The sequence below is a fragment of the Pseudoflavonifractor phocaeensis genome, assembly GCF_016901955.1.
GTDB classification, from domain to species: Bacteria; Bacillota; Clostridia; order Oscillospirales; family Oscillospiraceae; genus Flavonifractor; species Flavonifractor phocaeensis_A.
Map to the genome: position 1 here is coordinate 21,565 of NZ_JACJLC010000025.1, position 22,585 is coordinate 44,149.

Here is a 22,585-nt window from a genome sequence, read left to right on the forward strand (position 1 = left end):
GGTTGACCATGTCCAAGTTGGGCGTTGTAGAGGACACGCTGTTTGTCCCCATGCTGGGCAGGATCTATGCCAGCGAGTACTGCCCGCGGATTTTATACGATCAAAAGGCGCTGGAGTTAAAAGAGAAATTGCCGTTCGGTCTGCTGAAGCAGGACAGCCAGAGCCAGTATACCCTACTGGCCTCCGCCGTCCGTTCTGCCAATATGGACCGGTTCATCCGGGCGTTTCTGGACCGCAGGCCAAACGGTGTCATTGCCCAGCTTGGCTGTGGCCTGGAGACGGCCTATTACCGCTGCGACAATGGGAAGACGCGTTGGTATGCGGTGGATCTGCCCCATGTGGTGAAGTATCGGCGGGAGCTGCTGCCGGAGCCGGAGCGGGAGACCTATCTCGCCGGAGATGCCTTTGCTGAAGACTGGATCAAGCAGATCCGCGCCGATGTGCCGGACGCTCCTATTCTGGTCATCGCCGGCGGTCTGTTCCACTATTTTGAGGAAAGCAAGGTTGTGGGCCTCCTGCGGATGCTCACGGGGTTTGGAGAGATTGAAATCGTCTTTGATACCGTGAGCAAAAGCGGCATGGCCATGATGCGAAAGAAATACATGAAGCAGGTGGGCCACGGGGACGCACAGATGTTTTTCTATGTGGATTCCGCGGCGGAGTTGTCCGGGAAAATAGGCGGCGGGGTCAGGGTGCTGGCTGAGGAGCCCTATTACCGCCATATCCCCCGAACCGGATTGAAGCTGTCCACCAAGATCAGCATGGCGGTTTCGGACCGGTTTGGTATGGTGAAGATGGTACATCTCTGTCACAGCGCTAAATTCCATGACTAAACGGGATAAAGCCGTCCAATCGGAGCGGAAAGAACAGCGATGTGCCGCTATACTCAGTAAGAAGGGGCGCGCTGAGCGCCTTTTCTCAGAAATAACGGTTAGCATAATCTAACTACATCAAAGGAGAGCGGTACATCATGAACACGCAGAAAAAAGGGATGACGGGGAAGGACATCATTACGGTGGGAATTTTCTCCGCCATCTACTTTGTCATCAACTTTGCTTTTATGCTTCTCAGCGGTCTGCATCCCCTGCTTTGGATTTTGATGCCCAGCCTGATCGCCGTATTTGCGGGGATCCCATTCCTGATGATGTGCGCCAAGGTGCCAAAGACCGGCGCGGTGGTCCTGATGGGCTTTATTACGGCCTTGATCTATTTTGTTACTGGGCAGTTCACGGTGGTGATCCTTATCGCTTTTGCAGTGAGCTGCGCTCTGGCGGAGTTTATCAGAGTTCGGAGTCATTACCGGTCTTTCCGTGGCAACGCTTTGGCCTACGTATTTTTCTCGCTGGGGATGATCGGCTCCCCGCTGCCTATCTGGATCATGCGGGACAGCTTTCTGGCGCAGATCAGCCAGCAGGGAATGCCGGAAGCCTATGTCTCCACCTTGGCGGCATTGACTTCTCCGGGTATGATCGTGGTTCTGGTGGGGGCGCCTATCGTGGGAGCTATTCTGGGTATCCTGCTGGCCAGGGGAATGTTCCGCAAGCACTTTGAGAAGGCGGGGATTCTGTAACATGGATGAGGCGCGGCGCTGTTTGGTGTTCGACCCCAGGGTGGGTCTTGCTCTGCTGGTCTTCGCCAATCTGGCGGCCTTCAGTGAGCAGCCTTTTTGGATGGAAATGACATGGATCGGTTTTCTCCTGTTCCTGATGTTGCTCCATCACTGCTTTACCATGGCGGGGAAAAGCCTCTTGATTTTTGGAGGAATTCTGTGCCTGCAATACTGGATTCTGCCGGCCGCGCCGGGATGGGCTGCTACCAGCTTTTCCATTTTCGCTAACTATGCCCGCCGGATGATGCCCTGCCTGATGATCGGCTTCCTTATGCTTCGCCGGACGCCTATGCCCTATCTGGTGGCTGGAATGCGGAAGATCCACTTCCCTCAGCGGCTGATTGTGGCCGTCTCGGTGACGCTGCGGTACTTTCCCGCCATTCGGGAAGAGACAGGCTATATCCGGGATGCGATGCGATTGCGGGGCATCCGGGGATTGGCAAAACTGGAGGGGATCATGGTTCCCCTGATGGTCTCCGCTACCGGCACAGCGGAGGAGCTGTCCGCAGCGGCAGTGACACGAGGGATCGAGGACCCGGCGCCTAAGACCAGTTTGGTGGAGCTGCGGGCCTCGCCGGTGGACGGCGCCGCGTTCCTTGTGGGCGTGGGGTTGACTGCTGCCCTCCTGGCGGTCAAATTGGGGGTGTTTCCATGGTAAAGCTGCAGGATGTATCCTTTTCCTATACAAAAGATGCGGGCACCCTCACCCATGTGGATCTGACCATCAAACCGGGCGAGTGTGTCCTGCTCTGCGGCGCTTCCGGCTGCGGAAAAACCACCATCACCAAGCTGGTCAACGGCTTGATCCCGGCATTTACAGAGGACTGCACGCTGACCGGACAGGTTCTGCTCAACGGCGCACCGGTGCGGGAACAGCCTCTTTACAAACTGGCCCGGCAGGTGGGGTCTGTTTTCCAGAACCCCAAAAGTCAGTTTTTTAATCTGGATTCCGACAGCGAGCTGGCTTTTGGCCTGGAAAACCAGGGCGTGGCCCGGGGTGAAATCCTCCGCAGTCTGGACGACACCACCAACCGCCTGCACCTGAAGCGGCTGAGGGGCCGGAATATCTTCACTATGTCAGGAGGAGAAAAGCAACTGCTGGCCTTTGCCTCGGTCTATGCCATGAGGCCGGAACTCTATATTCTGGATGAACCTACGGCTAATTTGGATCGGGAAACCATCGAAAGACTCCATGATCAAATCGCATACCTGAAACGTCAGGGACACACCATTCTCATTGCGGAGCATCGGCTATACTTTCTGGCGGATCTCATAGATCGGGCCGTCTATCTGCGGGACGGGATCGTGGAGCGGATCTGGAGCGGAGCAGAGTTCCGGCGGCTGACTGAGACAGAACGGATCGCTCTGGGCCTTCGCACGCTCACGCCTACTCAGGTGACTCTGCCGACCTCCCGCGCTGCAGGGGAACAGGATGGACTGTCTGTGGAGGGCCTGTACTGCCGGTACAAGCGGGAGCCGCCGGTATTTCAAAACCTTTCCTTCTCCGCCCGCCCGGGGGAGGTGCTTGCCATCACAGGCGACAACGGCGTTGGAAAGAGTACTCTTTCCCGCTGCCTGTGCGGCCTGATGCGGGAGAGTGCCGGAACGATCCGACTCAATGGCCGCGTCCTTGGTCCGAAGCAGCGGCAGCGGATCGCCTACTGCGTCATGCAGGATGTGAACCATCAGCTCTTTTCCGACAGTGTGTGGGGAGAGTGTCGGCTGGCTGCGGAAGGGCTCTCCGACCAGCGCATTCAGGAGGTGTTGGACCGACTCCATTTGCTTGCGTTCCGGGAAAAGCACCCTATGGCCCTCTCCGGCGGGCAGAAGCAGCGTTTGGCGGTGGCTACCGCCATGCTGTCCCCAAAGCCGCTGCTGGTATTCGACGAACCCACCAGTGGCCTGGACTATGCAAGGATGCAGGAAGTGGCTCGCTGCGCACGGGAACTGGCGGACGAGGGGCGGGTGGTTCTGGTGGTAACCCATGACCGCGAATTTCTCCAGTGTGCCTGTGATCGGGTGCTGGAACTTTGAGAAAGGAGCTGAGCCGCAGTGGCATTTTTACAGGACAGCCAGCCGGATCTGCGCCTCCTGGCCAAGAGCGGTGGGTGCAGCGTTTATCAGCTGCGAAATGAGAGCGGCGAGGGAACCATGACCGTCTACGAGGTGTTCCCCGGTACTACCATCCTGTATAACGATTTCCACATGGCCTATTGCGACTCCTCTTTTGAGACCCGGCAGGATCTCCTCTGCATCGACTATTGCCGGGAGGGCCGGATGGAATACGCTGTGGGCGACGACGCGTTCTCCTATGTGGAGGCAGGTGACCTGAAAGTGGATCGCCGCCTGAAGCACAAAGGATACTTTTCTCTCCCGTTGTTCCACTATCATGGCATCTCCATGTGCTTTGACCTGTCCATGGCGCCAATGGAACTGGCTCGTCTGGCGGGAGACTATCCTTTGGATCTGGCCGCCATTCAGCGGAAATTCTGCCCGGATGCCCGGCCGCAGGTCATTCACGGAGCACCCTCGGTGGATCACATTTTCCAGGAGCTTTGTGCCGTACCGGAGCGGATCAAAATGCCCTACTTCCGGGTAAAGATCCTGGAGCTGCTGCTGTATCTCGACGCCCTGGAATTGGGAAGTGGAACGGAAAAGCCATATTTTTACCGTTCTCAGGTGGAGACAGTCAAGGCTATCCGCTCCTACCTGGCAGAGCATCTGGATCAGCATATCACATTGGAGGCTCTGTCCAGACAGTACCAGATCCCTTTAACCACTCTGAAGGCCTGCTTCAAAAGCATATATGGCAGTCCGGTGAACACCTATATGCGGGCACTGCGGATGGATCGGGCGGCTCTGCTGCTTCGGAAAGAACCGGAGGCCAGCGTTACAGAGATCGCCGGAGCGGTGGGCTATGACAGCTCCAGCAAATTTGCCGCGGCTTTTCGGGCGGTGAAGGGACAAACTCCGCTGGAATACCGGCGAGGCGGCGGGAATCCCGTTCTCTCTTTTCCTGACGAAACGGAGTGACGCTGGCTGTGCGGAGCGGCAAGCACGGGTAAGAACCGATACAATAGGGCATGGTGAGAGATGTCTCACCATGCCCTATTTTTTGAAAGGAGTGGTTTTGTGAAACAACGCAGCTGGCTGGCCATCCTGCTCTCCTTTGCCGGTCCCTGCCGGGGAAAGCTGGTCTTGTCTGTTATATGCGCAATTATCAGCGTGGTGGGGGGCTTTGTGCCGTATCTGGGGGTCTATGAGATCCTTCGCCTGTTTATCCATCAGTCGGCCTCCGGAACGGAGCTTCTCCGATGGGCTGGAGTGTGTCTGGCGGGATATACGGTCAAGGTGGCTTTTTACGCCTTTTCTACTATGCTGGCTCATGTGTCTGCCTACACCATTTTGGAGGGCCTGCGCCGTCAAGTGGCCCATAAGCTGATGCACGCCCCCTTGGGGAGTGTGCTGTCGAAGCCCGTCGGTTCCCTCAAAAGCACCATCGTGGATCGGATCGAGGACATTGAGCCGCCGCTGGCCCACATGATACCGGAATTGAGTTCCAATGTGCTGCTGCCTATCGTGGTGGTGATCGCCCTCTTTGCCATGGATTGGCGGATGGGCCTTGCCTCCCTTGCTACGATCCCGGCCGCGCTGATCCCCATGGCGGCGAGCCTGCGGACCTACAACGAAAAGTATGCCGCCTATATGGCAGCCAATGCTCAGGTCAACAGTATCATCGTGGAGTATGTAGAGGGCATCGAGGTGGTAAAGGCTTTCAACCAGAGCGGTGCCTCCTATGAGAAATTCGTCCGGGCAGTGACCAGTTTTCGTGACTTCACGCTGGATTGGTTCCGCTGCACCTGGAAGTCCATGAACCTGTGCCTGTCTATCCTGCCTACCACGCTGCTGGCCACCCTGCCAGTTGGGATCGCCCTGTATCAGACCGGCGTCCTGGACCCGGCCCGGCTGGCTCTGTGCTTGATGCTGGTGCTGGGTATCGTGTCCCCGCTGGTGCAGGCTGCAGCCTTTCTCAATTCCATGAAGAGCATGGAATTTGCCGTCCGGGACACTCGGCATCTGCTGGATCTGGAGGAGCTGCCCGAGGCGTCCGAGCCCGCCCGCCTCTCCGGCAGCGGTATCACTTTGCGGGATGTGTCCTTCTCGTATAGCGGGAAAGAAGAGGACACTGTGCTGCGTCACATTGATCTGGAACTTCCCGCCAACACCTTCACCGCTCTGGTGGGTCCCTCCGGTGGCGGCAAATCTACGGCAGCCCGGCTTATCGCTCGGTTCTGGGATGTGACGGATGGCTGCATTGCCATAGGCGGTGTGGATATTCGGAATCTCACACTGAAGCAGCTGGCGGATCAGGTCAGTTTCGTGACACAGGACAATTTCCTCTTTGACTGCTCTCTGAAAGAAAACATTCGATTGGGGAAGCCGGACGCCACGGAGGAGGAAGTTTGGGCGGCTGCCAGGGCTGCTCAGTGTGAGGAGTTTTTAGGGCGGCTGGAGCATGGATGGGATACCCCAGCGGGTGAAGCGGGCAAGCAGCTCTCCGGTGGGGAGCGGCAGCGGATCGCCATCGCCCGCGCGATTCTGAAGGACGCCCCCATTGTCATTCTGGACGAGGCCACCGCCTTTACCGATCCAGAGAATGAGGACAAGATCCAGCGTTCCCTGATGGCGCTCTCCCGGGGGAAAACGCTGCTGGTTATTGCCCACCGGCTGAGCACGATTCAGAACGCCGACCAGATCGTGGTGCTGGAGAAGGGCCGTATTGTGGACAAAGGCACACAGCCGGAGCTGCTCAGCCGATGCCCGCTATATCAAAAGCTATGGCAGGCCCATGTGGGTGCCCAGAACTGGGCGGTTGGAAAGGAGGCTTGACGATGTTTCGGAGTATGAATCGGATTCTGCGTTGGACAAAGGGGTACCACAGACGGCTGTATCTCGGAAGCCTCTGTTCGTTTCTTGCCACCTGGGCCGCCGCCGGGCCGGTGATGCTGGCGGCCTGGGCCCTTGGGCTGGTCATCGAGAGTGCCCAGGAGGGGACGGCGCTGGACGCCAGGCTCCCCTGGCTGTGCCTGGGCGGGATCATCCTGCTGATCGTTTTGCGCTTCGTGTGTGCTTACTGGAAAAACCGGCTCCAGGAGAGTATCGGAACAGAGCGGGCGGCGCAGCAGAGACTGGAACTTGGTGACCTGCTCAAACGGGTTTCCTTGGGGTATTTCTCCAAGAATAACCTGGGCGACATTCTGGCTGCTCTGACTACGGAACTGAGTACCCTGGAGCTGCAAAGCATGAAGATGGTGGATGCAGTCATCAACGGCTATCTGCAGGTACTGGTCATCGTTTTGTGCATGGCGTTCTTCTGCCCGGAGGCGGCGCTGGTGGCAGTGGTGGGCGTGCTGCTGTCCGCCTTTGCCCTCCGCGGCATCGGGCGGCAGAGTGCCCGCACCGCTCCGGTGGGACATCGGGCCCAAGAGGCATTGTCCGGGGCGGCCATTGAGTACATCCATGGCCTTTCGGTGGTCAAATCCTTTGGCCAGGAGGGGGTGTCCTCCCAGCGTTTTTTTGAGGCATGCCGGGCCAATAAGGACATCCGTATCAAAAACGAGTTTGGCTTTGTGCCCTGGAACTGCCTGCACCTGTTTTCTCTGAAGGCCGCAGCTGTTGGCCTGGTGCTCACCGCCGGCTGGCAGACTATGAACGGAACCTTGGAGCTGCCGGTGCTCCTGATGGCTGCCATGTTTTCCTTCACGATCTTCGGCAGTGTGGAGTCCATCAACGACGCCGCCCATATCCTTTCTGTCACGGACTCGGTGTTGGACCGTCTGGAAGAACTGGAGGAAACGGAACTGCCGGATCAGGATGGGAAAGACATCTCTTTGGAGCGTTACGACATCTCCTTTGACCATGTCTCCTTCGGTTACGGAACACGGGAGGTAATCCACGATGTTTCCTTCCGGCTGCCGCAAAATAGCGCCACCGCCATTGTAGGGCCGTCCGGCAGCGGGAAGAGCACCCTCTGCGCGCTGCTGGCCCGGTTTTATGATGTGGATCAGGGACGCATCACCGTGGGCGGCCATGACATCCGGGAGATGACCTGCGACAGCCTCCTGCGCAACATTGCCATGGTATTTCAGAATGTGTACCTGTTCCACGACACCATCCGCAATAACATTCGCTTCGGCCGCCTGGATGCTGCCGAGGAGGATGTGATCGCCGCAGCCAAAGCGGCCCGCTGCCATGACTTCATCATGGCGCTGCCCCAAGGGTACGACACCATGGTGGGAGAGGGCGGTTCCAACCTCTCCGGGGGAGAAAAGCAGCGCATTTCCATCGCCCGGTGCCTGCTGAAGGACGCCCCCATCATCATTCTCGATGAGGCCACCGCCAGCGTGGACCCGGAGAATGAGCATGAGATCCAGGAGGCGCTCTCTGCTCTGGTGCGGGGGAAAACCATCATCACCATTGCCCACCGTCTGGCTACGATCCAAAACGCAGACCGGATTTTAGTGGTGGAGGATGGCCGCATTGCTCAGCAGGGCACCCATCAGGAGCTGTTGAGCCAGGAGGGAACTTACCGGAACTTTATCGAGATCCGACAGCGGGCTGAGGGATGGCGGATATGAAAACAGTATGTGGGGAGGCAGATCTGCCTCCCCACATACTGTTTTGGGATGATTCTTTGGATTTTGGCTTTGTATCACTTTCGCTTTGCCATTTTCCTGTACTCCAGCGGGAGCAAGCCAGTGCTTCTTCGAAACAGTTCCGCAAATCGGCTGGATGTAGAATATCCTATCGTCTGAGCAATCTGACCAATTTGCAGATCGGTATGAGCCAGCAGATATTCTGCCTGACTCATGCGGCGCTGCTGCATATACTCTGTGATCGTGCAACCATAGACCTTCTTGAAGCTGCTTTTGAGCTTTGTCGTACCCATGCAGGCAATTTGTGCCAGACGTTCTATGGGGACTTCACCAGCGTAATGATCACTCAGATAGGCCGCAACGGTTTGAATCCGTTCCAAATCCTGAGAAACCAGTTTATGATCAGAAACTGAACGCTTTTTTTGATATTCAACCACCAGAGAGAGCGCCTCAGCTACCTTGCTCTCATAATAGAGTTTGGCCGCAATTCCGGTTCCGCGGTAGTTCTGTAGTTCTGAAAGAAGCCTGTACATTTCCGGGAACTCTGTTGTTTGATCAATTTTCCGAAAAGCCTCGATGGGATTCCGATATTCTTCCGGATACTGTTTTTTCAGGTAATCCTCATAATATGCGGGAGTGATCTCGATGCCGATGGATCGAACCGGTATATTTTTGTGGACGATTACTTGATATGGTTTGTAACCGCCCACATAGGTCTTGATACATCCGGCTGACAACCGGCGATACGGAGACAACTCTTCACCGGAGATGGAATCGTAACGGGTAATACTGAGACATTCCGGGAGATCAAATTCCAACATAAAATCCTTATTGAAAGAGAAGTTGTGTATCTTGATGTCGAACAAATCCCTTTGTCCGTAGGTCCAATAGGAACCTTCGCCAACTTCCGGAGATAGCCTCCAGCAAAGGCCCAGAGGACCATATTGATCATTATCTGGTTCCGGTACAAAACCGTGCTTTTTCAGTAATGGCGCATAGTATTGCTCGATGATACCGGTCATTACAATAGATACGCCTCCCTTGTTTTGCAATGATTAGACGAATTTTTGAAATGATAAGACGAACCTCACTCCAAATGATTGAAAGCAGATTGTACATGGTGTAATGATATATAACGGTTAGCTATCTCTAACCAAAGGATAGCATACCTATCCCATAAAGTCAACGCATTGCAAAATAGGAGGATCAACATGAGCAACCAAATCAATCCCGCAAAAAAGAGTCTTACTGTCAAAGATCTTGTGACAACCGGCATTTTCAGCGCAATTTTCTTGGTGTTTACCATGATTGGCGGTATTTTCTTTGCACCAAACCCAGTTTTGACATTCTATATGCCAATGGGTGCAGCATTGCTGTGCGGCCCTGTATATCTTCTGATGATCGCCAAGGTTCAGAAGCGGTGGAGTGTCACCATTCTTGGCATCATTATGGGGATCATCTGGTTCGTTACCGGAATGCACTGGGCTTTTTCTTTAGGCTATATCGGAATGGGAATTATCGCCGATCTGGTAGCTGGTGCGGGACATTACCGCAATAAGGCGGTCAATCTGCTGTCCTATATGCTGATGTCGCTGGGCGGCATTTACACCTATGTGGTGTTTTTTATTGATCCGCAAGGCTGGGCCAGCACGATGCTGGAAAACGGCACGGAACAGTCCTATATTGACACAATGAGCGCATCTGCTCCCTCCTGGCTGTTGGCTGTCATCATTATCGGAACGCTGGCGATTGCTGCGTTCAGTGGTTGGATTGGTGGAAAGCTGCTGAAAAAGCAGTTTGAAAAGGCTGGGATCACCGCATGACTGGCGGAGTGTTATCCACGCGCGGACTGTGGCTGGACCCCAGAACGAAGATATTACTGCTCCTGTTGTGCATCCTTTCAGCCATGATGGCTCCATCCTTATTCTACGAACTGGGCCTTGTGGTGCTGATCGGGCTACTCGGCATTTGCTTCGGAAAGTGGAAGTATGCCTGGAAGGGAGTACTGTTCTATGCGCTGATCGTTCTGCTCACCATCTGGATCATGGATACCATGACCGGAACTTGGCGCACCATGTTTATCGCTTTTTTGGGGTTGTTCCATAAGGTCTACCCCTGCGGGATGCTGTCCGGCATTGTCATTTCCACTACAAAGGTCAGCGAATTCCTCTCGGCGATGAATCGCATCCATGCACCGCAAAAGCTGGTAATCCCCTTGGCGGTCATGCTGCGTTATATCCCTACCATTCAGGAGGATTGGCGGTTTATCAAGGACGCAATGCGGATGCGGGACGTCTCGCCCTCGCTTAAGGGGTTCCTGACACATCCCGGAATAACGGTGGAGTGTATCTATGTTCCGTTGATGATGGCGGCATCCAAAGCGGCGGATGAACTGTCCATCGCTTCCATCACCCGCGGCATTGAAAACCCAAAGCCTCGAACTTGTCTGGTGCAGATCCATATCGGATTGATGGATATTGCGGCAGTCTTTTGCTTTGCATGCGCACTGGCTGTCGGGCTTTATGGAAAGGGGATGCTGGGATGATCGAGTTAAAGCATGTATCATTTACTTATCAAGGACAAAAAGGAGACGGGCTGCATGACATCAACCTGACCATAGAGGACGGAGAATGTGTGCTGTTCTGTGGCCGGAGCGGCTGCGGGAAGACCACCATCACGAGGCTTGTAAACGGTTTGATCCCGCAATTCTACGCAGGAGAACTGGCGGGCAGCGTACTGGTGGATGGTCAGGAAGTCCGTGATCTTCCCATGCACCAGATTGCCGCAAAGGTTGGATCGGTGTTTCAAAACCCAAGGACACAGTTTTTTAATGTGGATACAGACAGCGAGATCGCTTTTGGTATTGAAAATCAAGCACTTCCAGTTTGCCAGTTGAGAGAACGCGTGGATCGGACATCGGCAGAACTGCACATTGAAAACCTCCGTAATCGCAACATCTTCGAGTTATCCGGTGGAGAAAAGCAAAAGATAGCATTTGCCTCGGTCTATGCGATGAATCCTCAAATATATCTTTTGGATGAACCGTCCTCCAATTTGGATATGCGTTCCATTCAAGAATTGGGAGAACATCTCAGGCTGATCAAATCGCAGGGGAAAACCATATTGATTGCAGAACATAGGTTGTACTATTTGATGGATCTGGTGGACCGAATTGTGTATTTAGAACATGGGAAAATCACACAGGTCTTTACGCCGGAAGCATTTCGGCAGCTGTCGGAGGAAACCCGAGAACGAATGGGCCTTCGAGCGATTGATTTGCATCGTGTTCTCCCGCCGCGGTATCATTCCCTTGCGCCTGTTTCAGATCCTATCTTGGAACTTAACAATGTAGCCCCTCACTATAAGAAGAGAACCATTTTGCACGACATCAGCCTTACAGCTGCAAAGGGAGAGGTAATTGGTGTCGTTGGCCACAATGGGGCCGGAAAAACGACCTTTTCCCGTGCTTTGTGCGGGCTTCATAAGGCCTGTGATGGTCAATTCTTTTGGAACGGTCTGTCCATGGATCACAAAGATCGCCTGCGGCATTCCTATATGGTCATGCAGGATGTGAATTACGAGTTTTTTGCGGATAGTGTGGAGTCAGAATGTACATTCGGTATTCGCAATCCGAAACAGACGCTCGTTGACGCAACACTGGAGGAGTTGGCCCTGGCCCCATTCAGAGACCGCCACCCCAATACCCTGTCCGGAGGTCAAAAGCAGCGGGTGGCGGTAGCGGTCAGCATGATTTGTGGGAAAGACCTGCTGGTGTTTGACGAACCGACCAGCGGGCTGGATTTTGACAGCATGACACAGGTTGCGGGTCTGATCCGGCGGCTTTCTGATATGGGAAAAGTCATCTTTATTGTCACACATGATTTTGAATTTGTCAGTCGTACCTGTTCCCGCATCCTCCACTTTGATGAAGGAGAAATGCCCGACGATGTGTCTGTTACCATGGACGCTCTCCCTACATTGAGAGAATTGTTCTCCATTTCAGAAAGCAGGCCGGGACGGACAGAACACAGGAAAAGCCGATTCTGTTCTGCCGATTGCTGACGATTGAAAAAGCCGCATGGTGGAATGTTCCCCATGCGGCCTCTTGGGTTCTATTAGTGAAGTTCCCTGGCGAGGTATTCCTCCAATACCTTGGAATACTGCTCTCCCAGAACGGCGGGATATTGGCAGTGAACATAGCCTTCCCGGATTGTAAAGGAAGCAGACGGATAGTGCTTTGAGACAACCCTGCGCGCGGTCTTGGCGCTGATGTCTTCACTGCCATACTCAAAAAACAGGTGAGCTTCCAACTCCTTTGGATAGTTGGGAAAGGTGCAGTCCGAACAGGCGGCAGCGATGGCTTGCAAAGTTTCCGGACGAATTTGTTCAAAGGTGTGCCCCATGATAAGGCCGAGCGTCTCCCCATAGATTTTTGTCATCCGCTGTGCAGACAAACCGGGATGTTGCTGTGCTTTCCGATGTTTTGACAGAAACATACGGGTCGCCATCATCCGTAGAAAAGCAGCATTGGAATGGAGGGGGCATCCCTCTAAGACTGCGGTGTGAACTTTGAATGTGGGCATGGCAATCAACTGCATCGCCACCACGGCACCGATGGATGCACCAAACACTAACTTCAGATCAATCCATCCCTGCGTTGTCAGCCAGCCGGCCAGCGTTGCTGCCTCTTGTTGGGCGCTTTGAAAGATCCCAGTATCTGTTCCATGGCCTGTCAGATCCGGCGCGATCACACAATGACTGTTCCGCAGTTCGCCCAGCAGAGGCAGCATACTTTTCCCGTCCAGAAGCATGGGGTGCAGAACAACGATTTTGGGATTAGATGGATCTCCAAAATACTGTATTTTCATAAAGAATCTTTCCTTTCCATATCGTTTACCTCCGTGAAGGAACTCCAGCATGCTCTGCGGTATTCCGCAGGGGAGCGTCCGGTGTTTCGCCGGAAGATCTCCGCGAAACGGCTGGGATTCTGATACCCAACAATGGCCGCCACCTGGCTCACCGGCAGGTCGGTTTCCCGCAGCAGCCGCCCAGCCTGCTCCGTGCGCTGCCCCTGAATGTACTGGGTAATCGTGCAGCCATACCGGACATGGAAGGCATCCTTCAGCTTGGAAATACTCATGCAGCCAATACGGCTGAGACGTTCCAGCGGCAGTTCATCCGCACAGTGGGCCGTGATGAAGGCTGCCACATCGGCCAGCCGTACCATATCCTCCGCACTGACAGAACGGCGGTTCTTGCGCTTCAGGTGCCGCTCTGCCACCAGCGCCACCGCCTCCGCCACCTTCCCATCATAAAACAAACGGGCGGGAAGCCCCTCCCCCCGGTAGTCGCGCACCTGTTTCAAGAGCTGCACCATTTCCGGGAAGTGTTCTGTCTGATCCAGCGTTTGAAAAGACTCCAGCAGGCTTTGATACTCCTGGGGAAACTGGCGGCGCAGATAATCCCGGTAGTAAGCCGGGGTGATCTCCACGCCAATGGAAACGATGGGGATCTGCCTGTGGATGAGCGCCCGGTATGGTTCCCGACCTCCGATAAAACTTTTGACACAGCCTGGAACAAGACGGCGGCAGGGGGAGAACTCCTCCCCGGAAATGGATTCATACCAGGTGACACTGAGACTCTCCGGCCAATGGAACTCCAGCAGCTGATCCTCATGGAAAAAGAAATCATGGATCTTGATGGTATAGAGATTCTGCTGCCCGTAGGTCCAGAAAAAACCGCCGCCCTGCTGGGAGGTGTGCCGCCAGCACAGCCCCATGGAGCCGTAACGCCGGTTCTCCGGATCTGGAAGAAACCCGTGTTCCTCCATCGCCTGGCCATATTGTTGCTCTAAGTCTTTATTTGCCGCCATAATCTGTCACCACCTCGATCAGCCACATCTCCACCCCAATCAGCCGGAACCGCGCCCAAAGCCTTGCGATACCGCTGTTTTGCCGGTAGGATGGATGTTGGTTAGTATCTGCTAACTAAAATATCACTTCCCGGCGCTCTCGTCAAGCCGGGGGAAGGAGGAACAGACGATGAAAGAAAAACGGCCATCACCGGTGATGCGGCTGCTGCAGTGGGCCGGGCCGGAACGGAAATGGCTGATCCTGTCCGTTTTGTGTGCCTTTGGCAGCGGTATTCTGGTCATCACATCGTATATTGGCATTTACCGGCTGATGGATGCGGTGCTCTCCGGCGCCTGTACCAAAGCAGTTATCGCCGACTGCGCTTTGCTGGTCACGGCGGGCACCGTGGGAAGGCTGGTGCTGCTGGGTACTTCGGGTGTGCTGTCTCACAAGGGAGCCTATGGGGCGCTGTTTCGAGTGCGGTGCATGGTAACGGAGCATCTTGCCAAAGTGTCTCTTGGAGCCTTGGACGAGCGGAGCACAGGCGCGGTCAAGACCGTTCTCAATGAGGACATCGAGAAGTTGGAACTGTTTCTGGCCCACAACCTGCCGGAATTTGTGGCCTATCTCACAGGACCGGTTGTGATTTTCCTGTATCTGCTCTCCGTCAATGCCCCTCTGGCCCTGGTCTCCCTGCTCCCGCTGCCCCTGGCCGGCATTGTGATGGCGGTCATCTTCCGAAGAATGAAGGGGGTCTTGTCCGATGTCAACCGCTCCCTGGTAGGCTTTAATTCCGTGATGATTGAGTACATCTCCGGTATGCGGCTGATCAAAGCGTATAACATGGGCAGCCGCTCCTTCCAGAAATTTTCCCATGCCATTGAGGAGGAGAACCGGATCTGGAACCTGGTCACACACAAGACGGCTCCGCCCTATGCCGCCTTTCTGCTGCTGGTGGAGTGCGGGATGGTGCTGATGGTTCCAGTAGGCGGCCTGCTTTTCCTCCGGGGAAGCGTTACCGGCAGCGTATTTCTGCTCTTTGCCTATGTGGGCGGGATGTATCTCACCGAGATCCTGCCCCTGCAAAAACTGGCCACCACCTTTGCTCAGGCGCTTTCCGGCGTGAAAAAGGTGGAGGAGATCCTGGATCTGCCCACCTTTTCCAGTGGCGCGGCCTTTCCGGAGACCTGCGGCATTACCCTGGATCATGTCTCCTTTTCCTACGATGGAAAGACCGGTGTGCTCAGGGATTGCTCCCTCACTGTGGCGCCGGGGGAAAAGGTGGCGCTGGTGGGGGTGTCCGGTGCAGGCAAAAGCACCGTGATCCAGCTGATGGCCCGCTCTTACGATGTGACCCAGGGAACGGTCCGCATCGGCGGCAGAGATGTGCGGGAGCTGGACTACGAGGACCTGTTGGACCATATCTCTCTGGTGTTCCAGAAGACCTTTCTGACCCGGGGAAGCGTGCTGGAAAACATTCGCATGAACTCGGGAGCAACACTGGAGCAGGTGCGCGAGGCTGCCAGACTGGCGCAGATCGATGATTTCATCCAATCGCTGCCCCAGGGCTATGAAACCAAGGTGGGTACTTTCGGCTCCCGTTTCTCCGGTGGGGAGCGGCAGCAGATTGCCATCGCCCGAGCTATTTTGAAAAACGCCCCCATTCTGATCCTGGATGAAGCCACCTCAGCGGCTGATCCGGAAAACCAGGTGGAGATCGACCGGGCCATTGAAAACCTGTGCCGGGGCAAGACAGTTGTGATCGTAGCCCACCGGCTGGGCGCCATCAAGCTGTGCGACAAGGTGGCAGTAGTGGAGAACAACACCATTACCTGCTGTGGTACCCATGAAGAGGTGCTGGAGAAAAATGAATACTACCGCAGGGCTTGGGCGGATTACCGGGCTGCCCGTGCCATTGCCTATTCCGTGGAAGGGGGTGTGCAGCATGCGTGAGGCAAATGTGTTCCGTAAAAATCGGGCCTTCTATTCCGGTGTGATCCTCACGGTAGTGGAAGGGCTGCTGTCCGGGTGCAGCTACTTGTCCATTTATATGGTTCTGTCCGGGCTGTCTGAGGGCAGCCTGAGCGCACAGCGGCTCGGGCTGCTGACTGCGTTTCTTGCGGGCATCTTCCTGATTCGACTGGTCATTTACGCCGCCGGTTACACGCAGGTTCAGCTGGGCGGAGCTGCTGTTTCCAAAGGACTGCGGCTTCGGCTGGGTGACAAACTCAAACAGATCCCTCTTTCCCGCTTCACCCAGGGACAGGTGGGAGAGTATGTGAATACCATGACCAGCGATGTGGGCAGCTACGAGAAGATCCTGACCCACTCCAGCGGCAACATCACCAAAAACGCGGTGCTGGCCGCCATGCTGGTAGGCTTTGTATGCAAGGTGTATCTGCCGGCGGGGCTGATTCTTTTCTTGGTGGTAGCGGGGCTGATCCCAAATCTGTGGCTTTCCTTCCGCGTTGTTGCCAAATACGGCGTGGCCAAGCATGAGGTCAGTGCCGAGACGGTCAGCAGCATCGTGGAGTACATCGACGGTATCCAGACCTTCCGTGCCTATCATATGGGTGGCGTCCAGAATCAGGCTACTACTGAGGCGATGCGGAGGTTCAGCCGGGTGTGTTATCTGTACGAGGCAAAGGGCATCCCTATTGGCTTCGGGTATAACATTCTCAGCTGGTGCAGTGTGCCGGCCATCATGGCGCTGGCAGCCGGCCCCTGGGCAGCCGGTACGCTGAGCAATGTGGATTATCTCATGGTCTCCATGCTGCCCATTCTGCTGACCAAGCTTACCACTGCCATTTCCATCGATCTCTTTGAATGGAAGCACCTGATGGTCTCCAAGAACAATATCCTCCAGGTGATGGCGGAACCGGAGGAGAGAGGTTCCATGGCGCCCTTCCATCCTGCTGAGCAGAACATCACCTTCCGCTCGGTCTCCTTCTCCTATGTGCCGGGAGAGCCGGTGCTGAAGGAACTGTCCTTTACGGCGCCGGCAGGAAAGCTCACCGCCATTGTAGGAGACTCCGGTTCCGGAAAATCCACCATTCTCAATCTGATCGCCAAATACTACGAACCGCAGAGCGGCGACATCTCCATTGGAGGGCAGTCCATTGAGACCGTGGCGGCAGAACGGGTGCTGGAGCAGATCTCCATGGTGGATCAGCAGGTGTTCCTCTTTGATGATACAGTTCGGGAGAATATCCGCCATGCCCGCCCCTCGGCCACAGACCATGAGGTGGAGGCCGCCTGCCGTGCGGCTGGATGTGACAGCTTCATACAGAAGCTGGAGCATGGCTATGACACCCCTATTGGGGAAAACGGAAACTTTCTCTCCGGCGGGGAGCGTCAGCGTCTGTCCATCGCCCGGGCTATTTTGAAAAACAGCCCCATCCTGCTGTTGGATGAAGCCACTGCCTCTCTGGACATTGAAAACGAGCTGGCGGTCAAGCGGGCGATCCTGGGGCTTTTGTCAGAGCGGAAGACAGTAATCATGATTGCACATACCCTGTCTATCGTCCGAAATGCGGATCAGATCCTGGTGGTAGCAGACGGGAACATTGCGGAGTCCGGCACCCATGAGGAGCTGCTGGCCAGAGGCGGAAAATATGCCGCTATGTGGGCAGCTGAGCAAAGACTGTCCAATTAAGCGGAGATGCTTCCCCGGCACTGACAACGATTCCTTCTCTTCCTATCCCAATAAAGAAATCAAACGGACTGCAAATTGCTGCCCAGTTGATTCCCTTGCCAGAATGTTCATGGCTGCAGACAGAGAAGCGGCCGCTGACAGAATATCCTTGTCAATGGCCGCTTTTTGTCATAATTCAGAATTCCGGAATCACGCCATTATAGCGATCCGCCTTTTCCAGAAGCGGCCCTCTGGCGCCCATTGTGAAGGCAATGTCGCTGCTGCGGATGGATAAGAGCCGTAGTCCCGAGAAACGCGAAGAAAGTCCATCAGCGGATTCGTCAGATGAACCTGCCCGTCTGTTTTCACAGAGAGCCAGCAGTGGTAGCGTCCTTTGCAAAAAGAGCCACGCCTTGTACATGGACTCTAATTGTCATCAGCAATCGAAAGGTGTGCCCTGCGGCGATACTCCAGCGGCGGGCAACCGAAGTGCCGGACAAAAACTGCGGCAAATTTGCTCTGATTTTCGTAGCCTACCTGTGCTGCGATCTCCGCCACTCGTAATTCGCTGCTCTGCAGCAATTCTGCTGCCCGGCGCATCCTCACCTCTCGTAAAAATGTGGAGAGGTTTTCTCCAAACACACCGCGGAAGTAATTCTTAAGACTGGTTTCGGCAACCTGGAACCGCTCCGCCAGTTCCCGCGCTGTATGGTTCTGGCTCAGGTCTGCGCACAGAATGTTCCGTGTCTCCCTGGCGATGGCCACTTGGGAGCTGGTAAAATAGCGGACTGCGGGACTGGTTTCAAGAGGCTGGCGTTCTACCTTCCAAAGCAGCAGGGCGGAGAGAAGTTTCAGCAGTCCCACTTCCTCCGAATCTCGAAGCTGCCACAGGTCATCCAGCAATGTCTGCACACAGGCAGGCGTGGGTCCCAAATACAGTCGGCGGGAGGTATGCAGGTGCTCCATGATCCCCTCCGGGCTTACTTCCCCCTCCTGAAACAGTGGATAGGGACGATGGGCCAACAAATCCAGATCCAAAAACAACTCGATACCCTCATAGAGACCGCTGGGGTAGCGATACTCCTCCTGAGCCTGCTGGGTTCCTACGGCCATGTGTCCTTGAGAGAGAAAGGCAAACTGTCCATCCTCCAGCACCACCTCACAGCGCCCCTTCTGGCAGAAGTTCAGCAGCAGGATGTTGGCTGCCTCGTTCTGCGCCAGAGGCCAGACCTGGGTATAGATCCGGTTGAAGGAAAGAATTGCGCCCTCCCACAAAGAAAACAGTCGCAGGCTTCCGTTCTCTGAACCACAGCGGGTCATCACCGTAGCCTTGCCATTGGATCGAACCTTCACATCGCCTGGGAAACGGCTGGCATCAAAAAGTTGCGACATATTGGACATGGGCAGCGCCTCCGTTGTTTGATTTGGTTTGATTGTAACTGACTGGGGAGGAGTCGTCAATGATTGCTCAAAAACTGCAAGCTATTTGGAGCTAAAATGCCTGTATGGAGTTGCCGGCAGGTAGTCAGCTATGCTATTCTGTTTTTTGGTTAGCTAAGGCTAACGATTATAAACAGGAGGAATTTCAATATGTCTCAATCATTGGAACAGGGAAAACGCAAACTGACTGCCAAAGACGCCATCACCGCCGGCGCACTGGGGGCGGTGTGCATTGCCATTCGCTTCCTTTTTATGCTGGTGGGCGGTGTCAGCCCCTACGTATGGTTTGCTACCCACTTTATTGATGCCATTCTGATCGGGCCAGTGTTCATGCTGATGGTGGCCAAAGTGCGGAAAAACGGCCCTTTTCTTCTCACCAGCCTGATCACCGGCGTGGTGCTGGTGGCTGCTACCTGGATGTTCCCCATCACAGGACTGGTGGGAGGAATCCTGTGTGAGCTGTGCCTGCGAGCTGGACAGTTCCGGCGGAAAAGCTGGCTGATGCTGGGCTTTTTCTGTTTCAATCTGGGCTTTATCGGGGACTTTCTGCCCCTCTGGTTTACCAAAGAGAGCTATTTGGAGTATGCCGCCCAGATGATGGACGCTGGCTATATGGCCACGATGGAGGGCCTGCTGACCTGGCCGGTGTTCGGGGTCATTGTACTGAGCATTCTGGTGGGTTCTGTTCTGGGGTCCTTGCTGGGTATGAAGCTCATGCGTAAGCATTTTGTCAAGGCCGGGCTGGCCCAATGAGGACGAAGAATATTTACCCTTCTTTTCTCGATCCTCGAACCAAGATTCTAATCTGGCTGTTGGCCAATGTGGTGGTGTTCACCTGGAGTCCTGCGGTTTTCCAGCTCGGTGTCATGGTAGCCTATTTGATTCTCTTTCTGGTAGAACGGAAAGGTACCATGCTGGGAGGGCTGCTGGCGACATATCTGGCTATCCTGGCGATACAATACTGGCTGTTGCCGCTGTTGCCCGGCTCTTTGGCTACGGTCTTTGCTACGGTGACCTACTTCATTCTGGTGTTCCCCTGTATTGCCGGCGGTGCCTATCTGATTGCCACCACCAGCGTCAGCCAGTTCATGGCTGCTTTGGAGAGGATGGGCGCTCCTCGGAGTTTTTCTATTACCCTTGCGGTGACGCTGCGCTTTCTGCCTGCACTTCGGCAGGATTTGCGCCATATCCGGGATGCCATGGCCCTTCGGAATATCCGTGGTTTTGAGGAGAAACTGGAGTGCATTTATGTACCAATGCTCATGGGGGCAGCCCAGACAGCAGAAGAACTCAGCGAATCCGCCACCGCTCGGGGCATCGAGTACCCAGGAAAGATGTCCTCCTGGCGGCCCATCGGATTTCACATCCAGGATGTGGTGGTCACACTACTGTTTCTGGCCCTCTGCGTGGGCGGGATCTGCTGCAAGGGGGTGTTGCCATGATTAGCTTTGACCATGTGACCTATGCTTATGAGGGCAAGGAGACGCCAAGCCTTCGGGACTGCACCTTTTCTGTGAAACCGGGGGAACTTATCCTGCTCACCGGTGAGAGCGGCTGCGGCAAGACCACAATCATCAAGCTCGTCAATGGCCTGCTTCAGCATACTGGAGGTGGGACGCTGGCGGGAACTGTTATGGTTGGCGGCCAGGATGTGGCACAGACCCCGCTGTGGGAATTGGCGCGGACGGTGGGCTCGGTGTTTCAGAACCCCAAGTCCCAGTTCTTCAATCTGGACACCACCAGCGAGGTACTTTTTGGGCTGGAGAGTCGTGGAGCGTCCCACGATGAAATGGCACAGGCTCTGGAATCCGCCGCCCAAGTCTGCGGAGTGGGGCCGCTGCTGGAGCGGAGCATTTTTGCTCTGTCCGGTGGAGAGAAACAGCGCATTGCCTGCGCCAGCGCCTGGGCCATGGGGCCGGAGCTGTTTGTACTGGACGAGCCTTCCTCCAATCTGGATGGGGAGGGTATCCGCCAGCTCCGGGAGATTCTGAAACAGCTGAAAAAGGCCAGGAAGACCGTGCTGATGGCAGAACACCGCCTTTGGTACGCTGCGGATCTTGCTGATCGGGTGTTCTATCTGCGGGGTGGGCAGCTGCAACGGGAATATTCCGGGCAGAATTTCCTCACTCTGACCGAGAAGGAACGCCGCTCCATGGGACTGCGGAGCATTGCGGAGGTACCGGTGTCCTCGCCTGAGCCAAGCCCAACGACGGGAGCAGACGGTTTGATGGTTCGGGAGTTGCGGGCGACCTATAACGGTGCGGCTGTATGGGAGGGCGTATCCTTCCGTGCGCCCAGGGGACAAATTACCGCCATTACCGGCCAAAACGGGGCAGGCAAGACCACCCTGGCCCGGTGTCTGTGCGGTTTGATGAAGGAACAAAGCGGTACAATTTTTTGGGATGGAAAGCCTCTGCGCCGAACGGAAAGAAGGCGGAAGGCGTTCCTAATCATGCAGGATGTGAACCTCCAGCTTTTTGGAGACAGCGTGCTGGCAGAGATCCGGCTGGGAAATACGGCCACAGAGCAGGAGGCTTTGACAACCTTGGGCCGAATGGATCTGGCTCAGTATGCGGATACTCACCCCATGGCTCTATCCGGCGGGCAGAAGCAGAGGCTGGCCGTTGCAGATGGCTATCTCAGCGGAAAGGAGCTGCTGATCTTTGATGAGCCTACCAGCGGACTTGACTATGGCCACATGCTGGAGGTGAGCCGACGCCTCCGGGAGTTAGCGGAGCAGGGGCTATGTGTGGTGGTTATCACCCATGACGGAGAATTCCTGCGGGAGAGTGGGGCTTGGACGGCGGATTGGCTGCCAAATGACAAGCAGCCATGAAGTGTCCAGGAAATAGCCGCCTACATAACGGAAGGGGGACTGTCTATGCCTTTACGCAAATCGGGTGAAGATTATCTGGAGGCCATCCTTGTCCTCAAAAAGAAAAAGGGCATGGTGAGGTCTGCGGATGTGGCCCGACACTTGAAGGTGTCCAAACCCAGTGTGTGCCATGCGGTGGCTACACTAAAAAAGGGCGGCTTCCTACTCATGGATGGAGATCACTTCCTGCACCTGACTGATCTCGGCCGTGAGGTTGCCGAGGATACCTACGAAAAGCATCTCTTTTTTACAGAGATACTTGTGGCAGCTGGTGTCGATCCTGTTACTGCCGAACGGGATGCCTGCCGGATTGAGCATGTAGTCAGCAAGGAAACCTTTGAGCGACTGAAAGCAACTCGTAAACTGAGTGGGAAAGCGGTGATATCATCGGACGAGTCATAATTTTGGATCTGCACGAAAGAGATACGGAAGTTTTGGAGCAGATTCTGTCTATCCTCAAAAACCACCCTGAGATAGAAAAAATCGAGGTCGACGAGGAGCCGATGGTATCGCTCCCTG

The 22,585-nt window shown here is 55.2% G+C and carries 20 protein-coding genes; 16 read left to right on the plus strand and 4 right to left on the minus strand.

All coding sequences use genetic code 11. From position 1 onward, the window contains the following. Window positions 1–8: 8 nt before the first annotated feature. From H6B51_RS07785 to H6B51_RS07815, 7 genes are all read left to right on the plus strand, one after another. Window positions 9–833, plus strand: a complete 825-nt coding sequence (locus tag H6B51_RS07785; protein ID WP_204883144.1) for a class I SAM-dependent methyltransferase — start codon at window positions 9–11, stop codon at window positions 831–833. A gap of 137 nt (window positions 834–970) precedes the next feature. After that, window positions 971–1,570: an MptD family putative ECF transporter S component gene (locus H6B51_RS07790; RefSeq protein ID WP_204883145.1), complete on the plus strand. Its 600-nt coding sequence runs from the start codon at window positions 971–973 to the stop codon at window positions 1,568–1,570. A gap of 1 nt (window position 1,571) precedes the next feature. Further along, window positions 1,572–2,267 carry an energy-coupling factor transporter transmembrane component T gene (locus H6B51_RS07795; protein WP_204883146.1) on the plus strand — a complete coding sequence of 232 codons (696 nt, stop codon included), beginning with the start codon at window positions 1,572–1,574 and terminating at the stop codon, window positions 2,265–2,267. Then, window positions 2,261–3,643 (plus strand): ABC transporter ATP-binding protein, encoded by a 1,383-nt coding sequence (locus tag H6B51_RS07800; protein ID WP_204883147.1) that lies wholly within the window; start codon window positions 2,261–2,263, stop codon window positions 3,641–3,643. The genes H6B51_RS07795 and H6B51_RS07800 overlap by 7 nt, the downstream gene beginning before the upstream one ends. Before the next feature lie 18 nt (window positions 3,644–3,661). Further along, window positions 3,662–4,642, plus strand: coding sequence for a helix-turn-helix domain-containing protein (locus H6B51_RS07805; protein WP_204883148.1), 981 nt, complete (start codon window positions 3,662–3,664; stop codon window positions 4,640–4,642). Window positions 4,643–4,702: 60 nt separating this feature from the next. After that, entirely contained in the window at window positions 4,703–6,499 is a 1,797-nt protein-coding gene (locus H6B51_RS07810; protein ID WP_006572699.1) for an ABC transporter ATP-binding protein, read from the plus strand. Between the two features lie 2 nt (window positions 6,500–6,501). Beyond that, window positions 6,502–8,247, plus strand: a complete 1,746-nt coding sequence (locus H6B51_RS07815) for an ABC transporter ATP-binding protein (RefSeq protein WP_204883149.1) — start codon at window positions 6,502–6,504, stop codon at window positions 8,245–8,247. Window positions 8,248–8,321: 74 nt separating this feature from the next. Here the strand turns inward: H6B51_RS07815 and H6B51_RS07820 are convergent, their stop codons facing one another. Continuing rightward, window positions 8,322–9,287, minus strand: coding sequence for an AraC family transcriptional regulator (locus H6B51_RS07820; protein WP_204883150.1), 966 nt, complete (start codon window positions 9,285–9,287; stop codon window positions 8,322–8,324). 189 nt (window positions 9,288–9,476) lie between these two features. On the opposite strand from H6B51_RS07820, the gene H6B51_RS07825 reads away from it, so the two are divergent. Genes H6B51_RS07825 through H6B51_RS07835 form a run of 3 tightly spaced genes read left to right on the plus strand, consistent with a single transcriptional unit; the run spans window position 9,477 to window position 12,327 of the window. After that, a complete protein-coding gene (locus H6B51_RS07825; RefSeq protein ID WP_204883151.1) occupies window positions 9,477–10,088 on the plus strand; it encodes an MptD family putative ECF transporter S component in 612 nt (203 codons plus the stop codon). Next, on the plus strand, window positions 10,085–10,810 hold the full coding sequence (locus H6B51_RS07830; protein WP_204883152.1) for an energy-coupling factor transporter transmembrane component T: 726 nt from the start codon (window positions 10,085–10,087) through the stop codon (window positions 10,808–10,810). Before H6B51_RS07825 ends, H6B51_RS07830 begins: the two co-directional genes overlap by 4 nt. After that, window positions 10,807–12,327, plus strand: coding sequence for an ABC transporter ATP-binding protein (locus tag H6B51_RS07835; RefSeq protein ID WP_204883153.1), 1,521 nt, complete (start codon window positions 10,807–10,809; stop codon window positions 12,325–12,327). Before H6B51_RS07830 ends, H6B51_RS07835 begins: the two co-directional genes overlap by 4 nt. A gap of 53 nt (window positions 12,328–12,380) precedes the next feature. Here H6B51_RS07835 and H6B51_RS07840 read toward each other — a convergent pair whose 3' ends face one another. Together H6B51_RS07840 and H6B51_RS07845 are read right to left on the minus strand one after the other, a co-directional pair. Next, window positions 12,381–13,133, minus strand: a complete 753-nt coding sequence (locus tag H6B51_RS07840; RefSeq protein ID WP_087294367.1) for an alpha/beta fold hydrolase — start codon at window positions 13,131–13,133, stop codon at window positions 12,381–12,383. Continuing rightward, the gene (locus H6B51_RS07845; RefSeq protein WP_195279702.1) at window positions 13,130–14,137 is read right to left on the minus strand and encodes an AraC family transcriptional regulator; all 1,008 of its coding nucleotides are present in this window, start codon (window positions 14,135–14,137) and stop codon (window positions 13,130–13,132) included. The genes H6B51_RS07840 and H6B51_RS07845 overlap by 4 nt, the downstream gene beginning before the upstream one ends. Window positions 14,138–14,306: 169 nt before the next feature. Between H6B51_RS07845 and H6B51_RS07850 the strand changes: the two genes are divergently transcribed. Beyond that, window positions 14,307–16,070 (plus strand): ABC transporter ATP-binding protein, encoded by a 1,764-nt coding sequence (locus H6B51_RS07850; protein ID WP_204883154.1) that lies wholly within the window; start codon window positions 14,307–14,309, stop codon window positions 16,068–16,070. After that, window positions 16,063–17,772, plus strand: coding sequence for an ABC transporter ATP-binding protein (locus H6B51_RS07855; protein WP_204883155.1), 1,710 nt, complete (start codon window positions 16,063–16,065; stop codon window positions 17,770–17,772). The genes H6B51_RS07850 and H6B51_RS07855 overlap by 8 nt, the downstream gene beginning before the upstream one ends. A 405-nt stretch (window positions 17,773–18,177) precedes the next feature. On the opposite strand, the gene H6B51_RS07860 is transcribed toward H6B51_RS07855, so the two are convergent. Then, window positions 18,178–19,212 carry a helix-turn-helix domain-containing protein gene (locus H6B51_RS07860; protein WP_243421188.1) on the minus strand — a complete coding sequence of 345 codons (1,035 nt, stop codon included), beginning with the start codon at window positions 19,210–19,212 and terminating at the stop codon, window positions 18,178–18,180. A 129-nt stretch (window positions 19,213–19,341) separates the two neighbouring features. On the opposite strand from H6B51_RS07860, the gene H6B51_RS07865 reads away from it, so the two are divergent. From H6B51_RS07865 to H6B51_RS07880, 4 genes are read left to right on the plus strand one after another with little or no spacing between them, the layout of a single operon-like run. Further along, a complete protein-coding gene (locus H6B51_RS07865; protein ID WP_087294355.1) occupies window positions 19,342–19,944 on the plus strand; it encodes an MptD family putative ECF transporter S component in 603 nt (200 codons plus the stop codon). Continuing rightward, on the plus strand, window positions 19,941–20,633 hold the full coding sequence (locus tag H6B51_RS07870) for an energy-coupling factor transporter transmembrane component T (protein WP_204883156.1): 693 nt from the start codon (window positions 19,941–19,943) through the stop codon (window positions 20,631–20,633). The genes H6B51_RS07865 and H6B51_RS07870 overlap by 4 nt, the downstream gene beginning before the upstream one ends. Beyond that, window positions 20,630–22,027, plus strand: coding sequence for an ABC transporter ATP-binding protein (locus tag H6B51_RS07875; protein WP_195560580.1), 1,398 nt, complete (start codon window positions 20,630–20,632; stop codon window positions 22,025–22,027). Before H6B51_RS07870 ends, H6B51_RS07875 begins: the two co-directional genes overlap by 4 nt. 45 nt (window positions 22,028–22,072) lie before the next feature. After that, window positions 22,073–22,468, plus strand: coding sequence for a metal-dependent transcriptional regulator (locus tag H6B51_RS07880; RefSeq protein WP_195279696.1), 396 nt, complete (start codon window positions 22,073–22,075; stop codon window positions 22,466–22,468). Window positions 22,469–22,585: the final 117 nt, after the last annotated feature.

Coding starts and splice junctions, on each gene's coding strand:
- H6B51_RS07790 (WP_204883145.1), top strand. CDS start 971: ATGAACACGCAGAAAAAAGGGATGACGGGGAAGGACATCATTACGGTG.
- H6B51_RS07880 (WP_195279696.1), top strand. CDS start 22,073: ATGCCTTTACGCAAATCGGGTGAAGATTATCTGGAGGCCATCCTTGTC.
- H6B51_RS07840 (WP_087294367.1), bottom strand. CDS start 13,133: ATGAAAATACAGTATTTTGGAGATCCATCTAATCCCAAAATCGTTGTT.
- H6B51_RS07865 (WP_087294355.1), top strand. CDS start 19,342: ATGTCTCAATCATTGGAACAGGGAAAACGCAAACTGACTGCCAAAGAC.
- H6B51_RS07810 (WP_006572699.1), top strand. CDS start 4,703: ATGTCTCACCATGCCCTATTTTTTGAAAGGAGTGGTTTTGTGAAACAA.
- H6B51_RS07850 (WP_204883154.1), top strand. CDS start 14,307: ATGAAAGAAAAACGGCCATCACCGGTGATGCGGCTGCTGCAGTGGGCC.
- H6B51_RS07800 (WP_204883147.1), top strand. CDS start 2,261: ATGGTAAAGCTGCAGGATGTATCCTTTTCCTATACAAAAGATGCGGGC.
- H6B51_RS07855 (WP_204883155.1), top strand. CDS start 16,063: ATGCGTGAGGCAAATGTGTTCCGTAAAAATCGGGCCTTCTATTCCGGT.
- H6B51_RS07835 (WP_204883153.1), top strand. CDS start 10,807: ATGATCGAGTTAAAGCATGTATCATTTACTTATCAAGGACAAAAAGGA.
- H6B51_RS07845 (WP_195279702.1), bottom strand. CDS start 14,137: ATGGCGGCAAATAAAGACTTAGAGCAACAATATGGCCAGGCGATGGAG.
- H6B51_RS07815 (WP_204883149.1), top strand. CDS start 6,502: ATGTTTCGGAGTATGAATCGGATTCTGCGTTGGACAAAGGGGTACCAC.
- H6B51_RS07875 (WP_195560580.1), top strand. CDS start 20,630: ATGATTAGCTTTGACCATGTGACCTATGCTTATGAGGGCAAGGAGACG.
- H6B51_RS07785 (WP_204883144.1), top strand. CDS start 9: ATGTCCAAGTTGGGCGTTGTAGAGGACACGCTGTTTGTCCCCATGCTG.
- H6B51_RS07870 (WP_204883156.1), top strand. CDS start 19,941: ATGAGGACGAAGAATATTTACCCTTCTTTTCTCGATCCTCGAACCAAG.
- H6B51_RS07825 (WP_204883151.1), top strand. CDS start 9,477: ATGAGCAACCAAATCAATCCCGCAAAAAAGAGTCTTACTGTCAAAGAT.
- H6B51_RS07830 (WP_204883152.1), top strand. CDS start 10,085: ATGACTGGCGGAGTGTTATCCACGCGCGGACTGTGGCTGGACCCCAGA.
- H6B51_RS07820 (WP_204883150.1), bottom strand. CDS start 9,287: ATGACCGGTATCATCGAGCAATACTATGCGCCATTACTGAAAAAGCAC.
- H6B51_RS07795 (WP_204883146.1), top strand. CDS start 1,572: ATGGATGAGGCGCGGCGCTGTTTGGTGTTCGACCCCAGGGTGGGTCTT.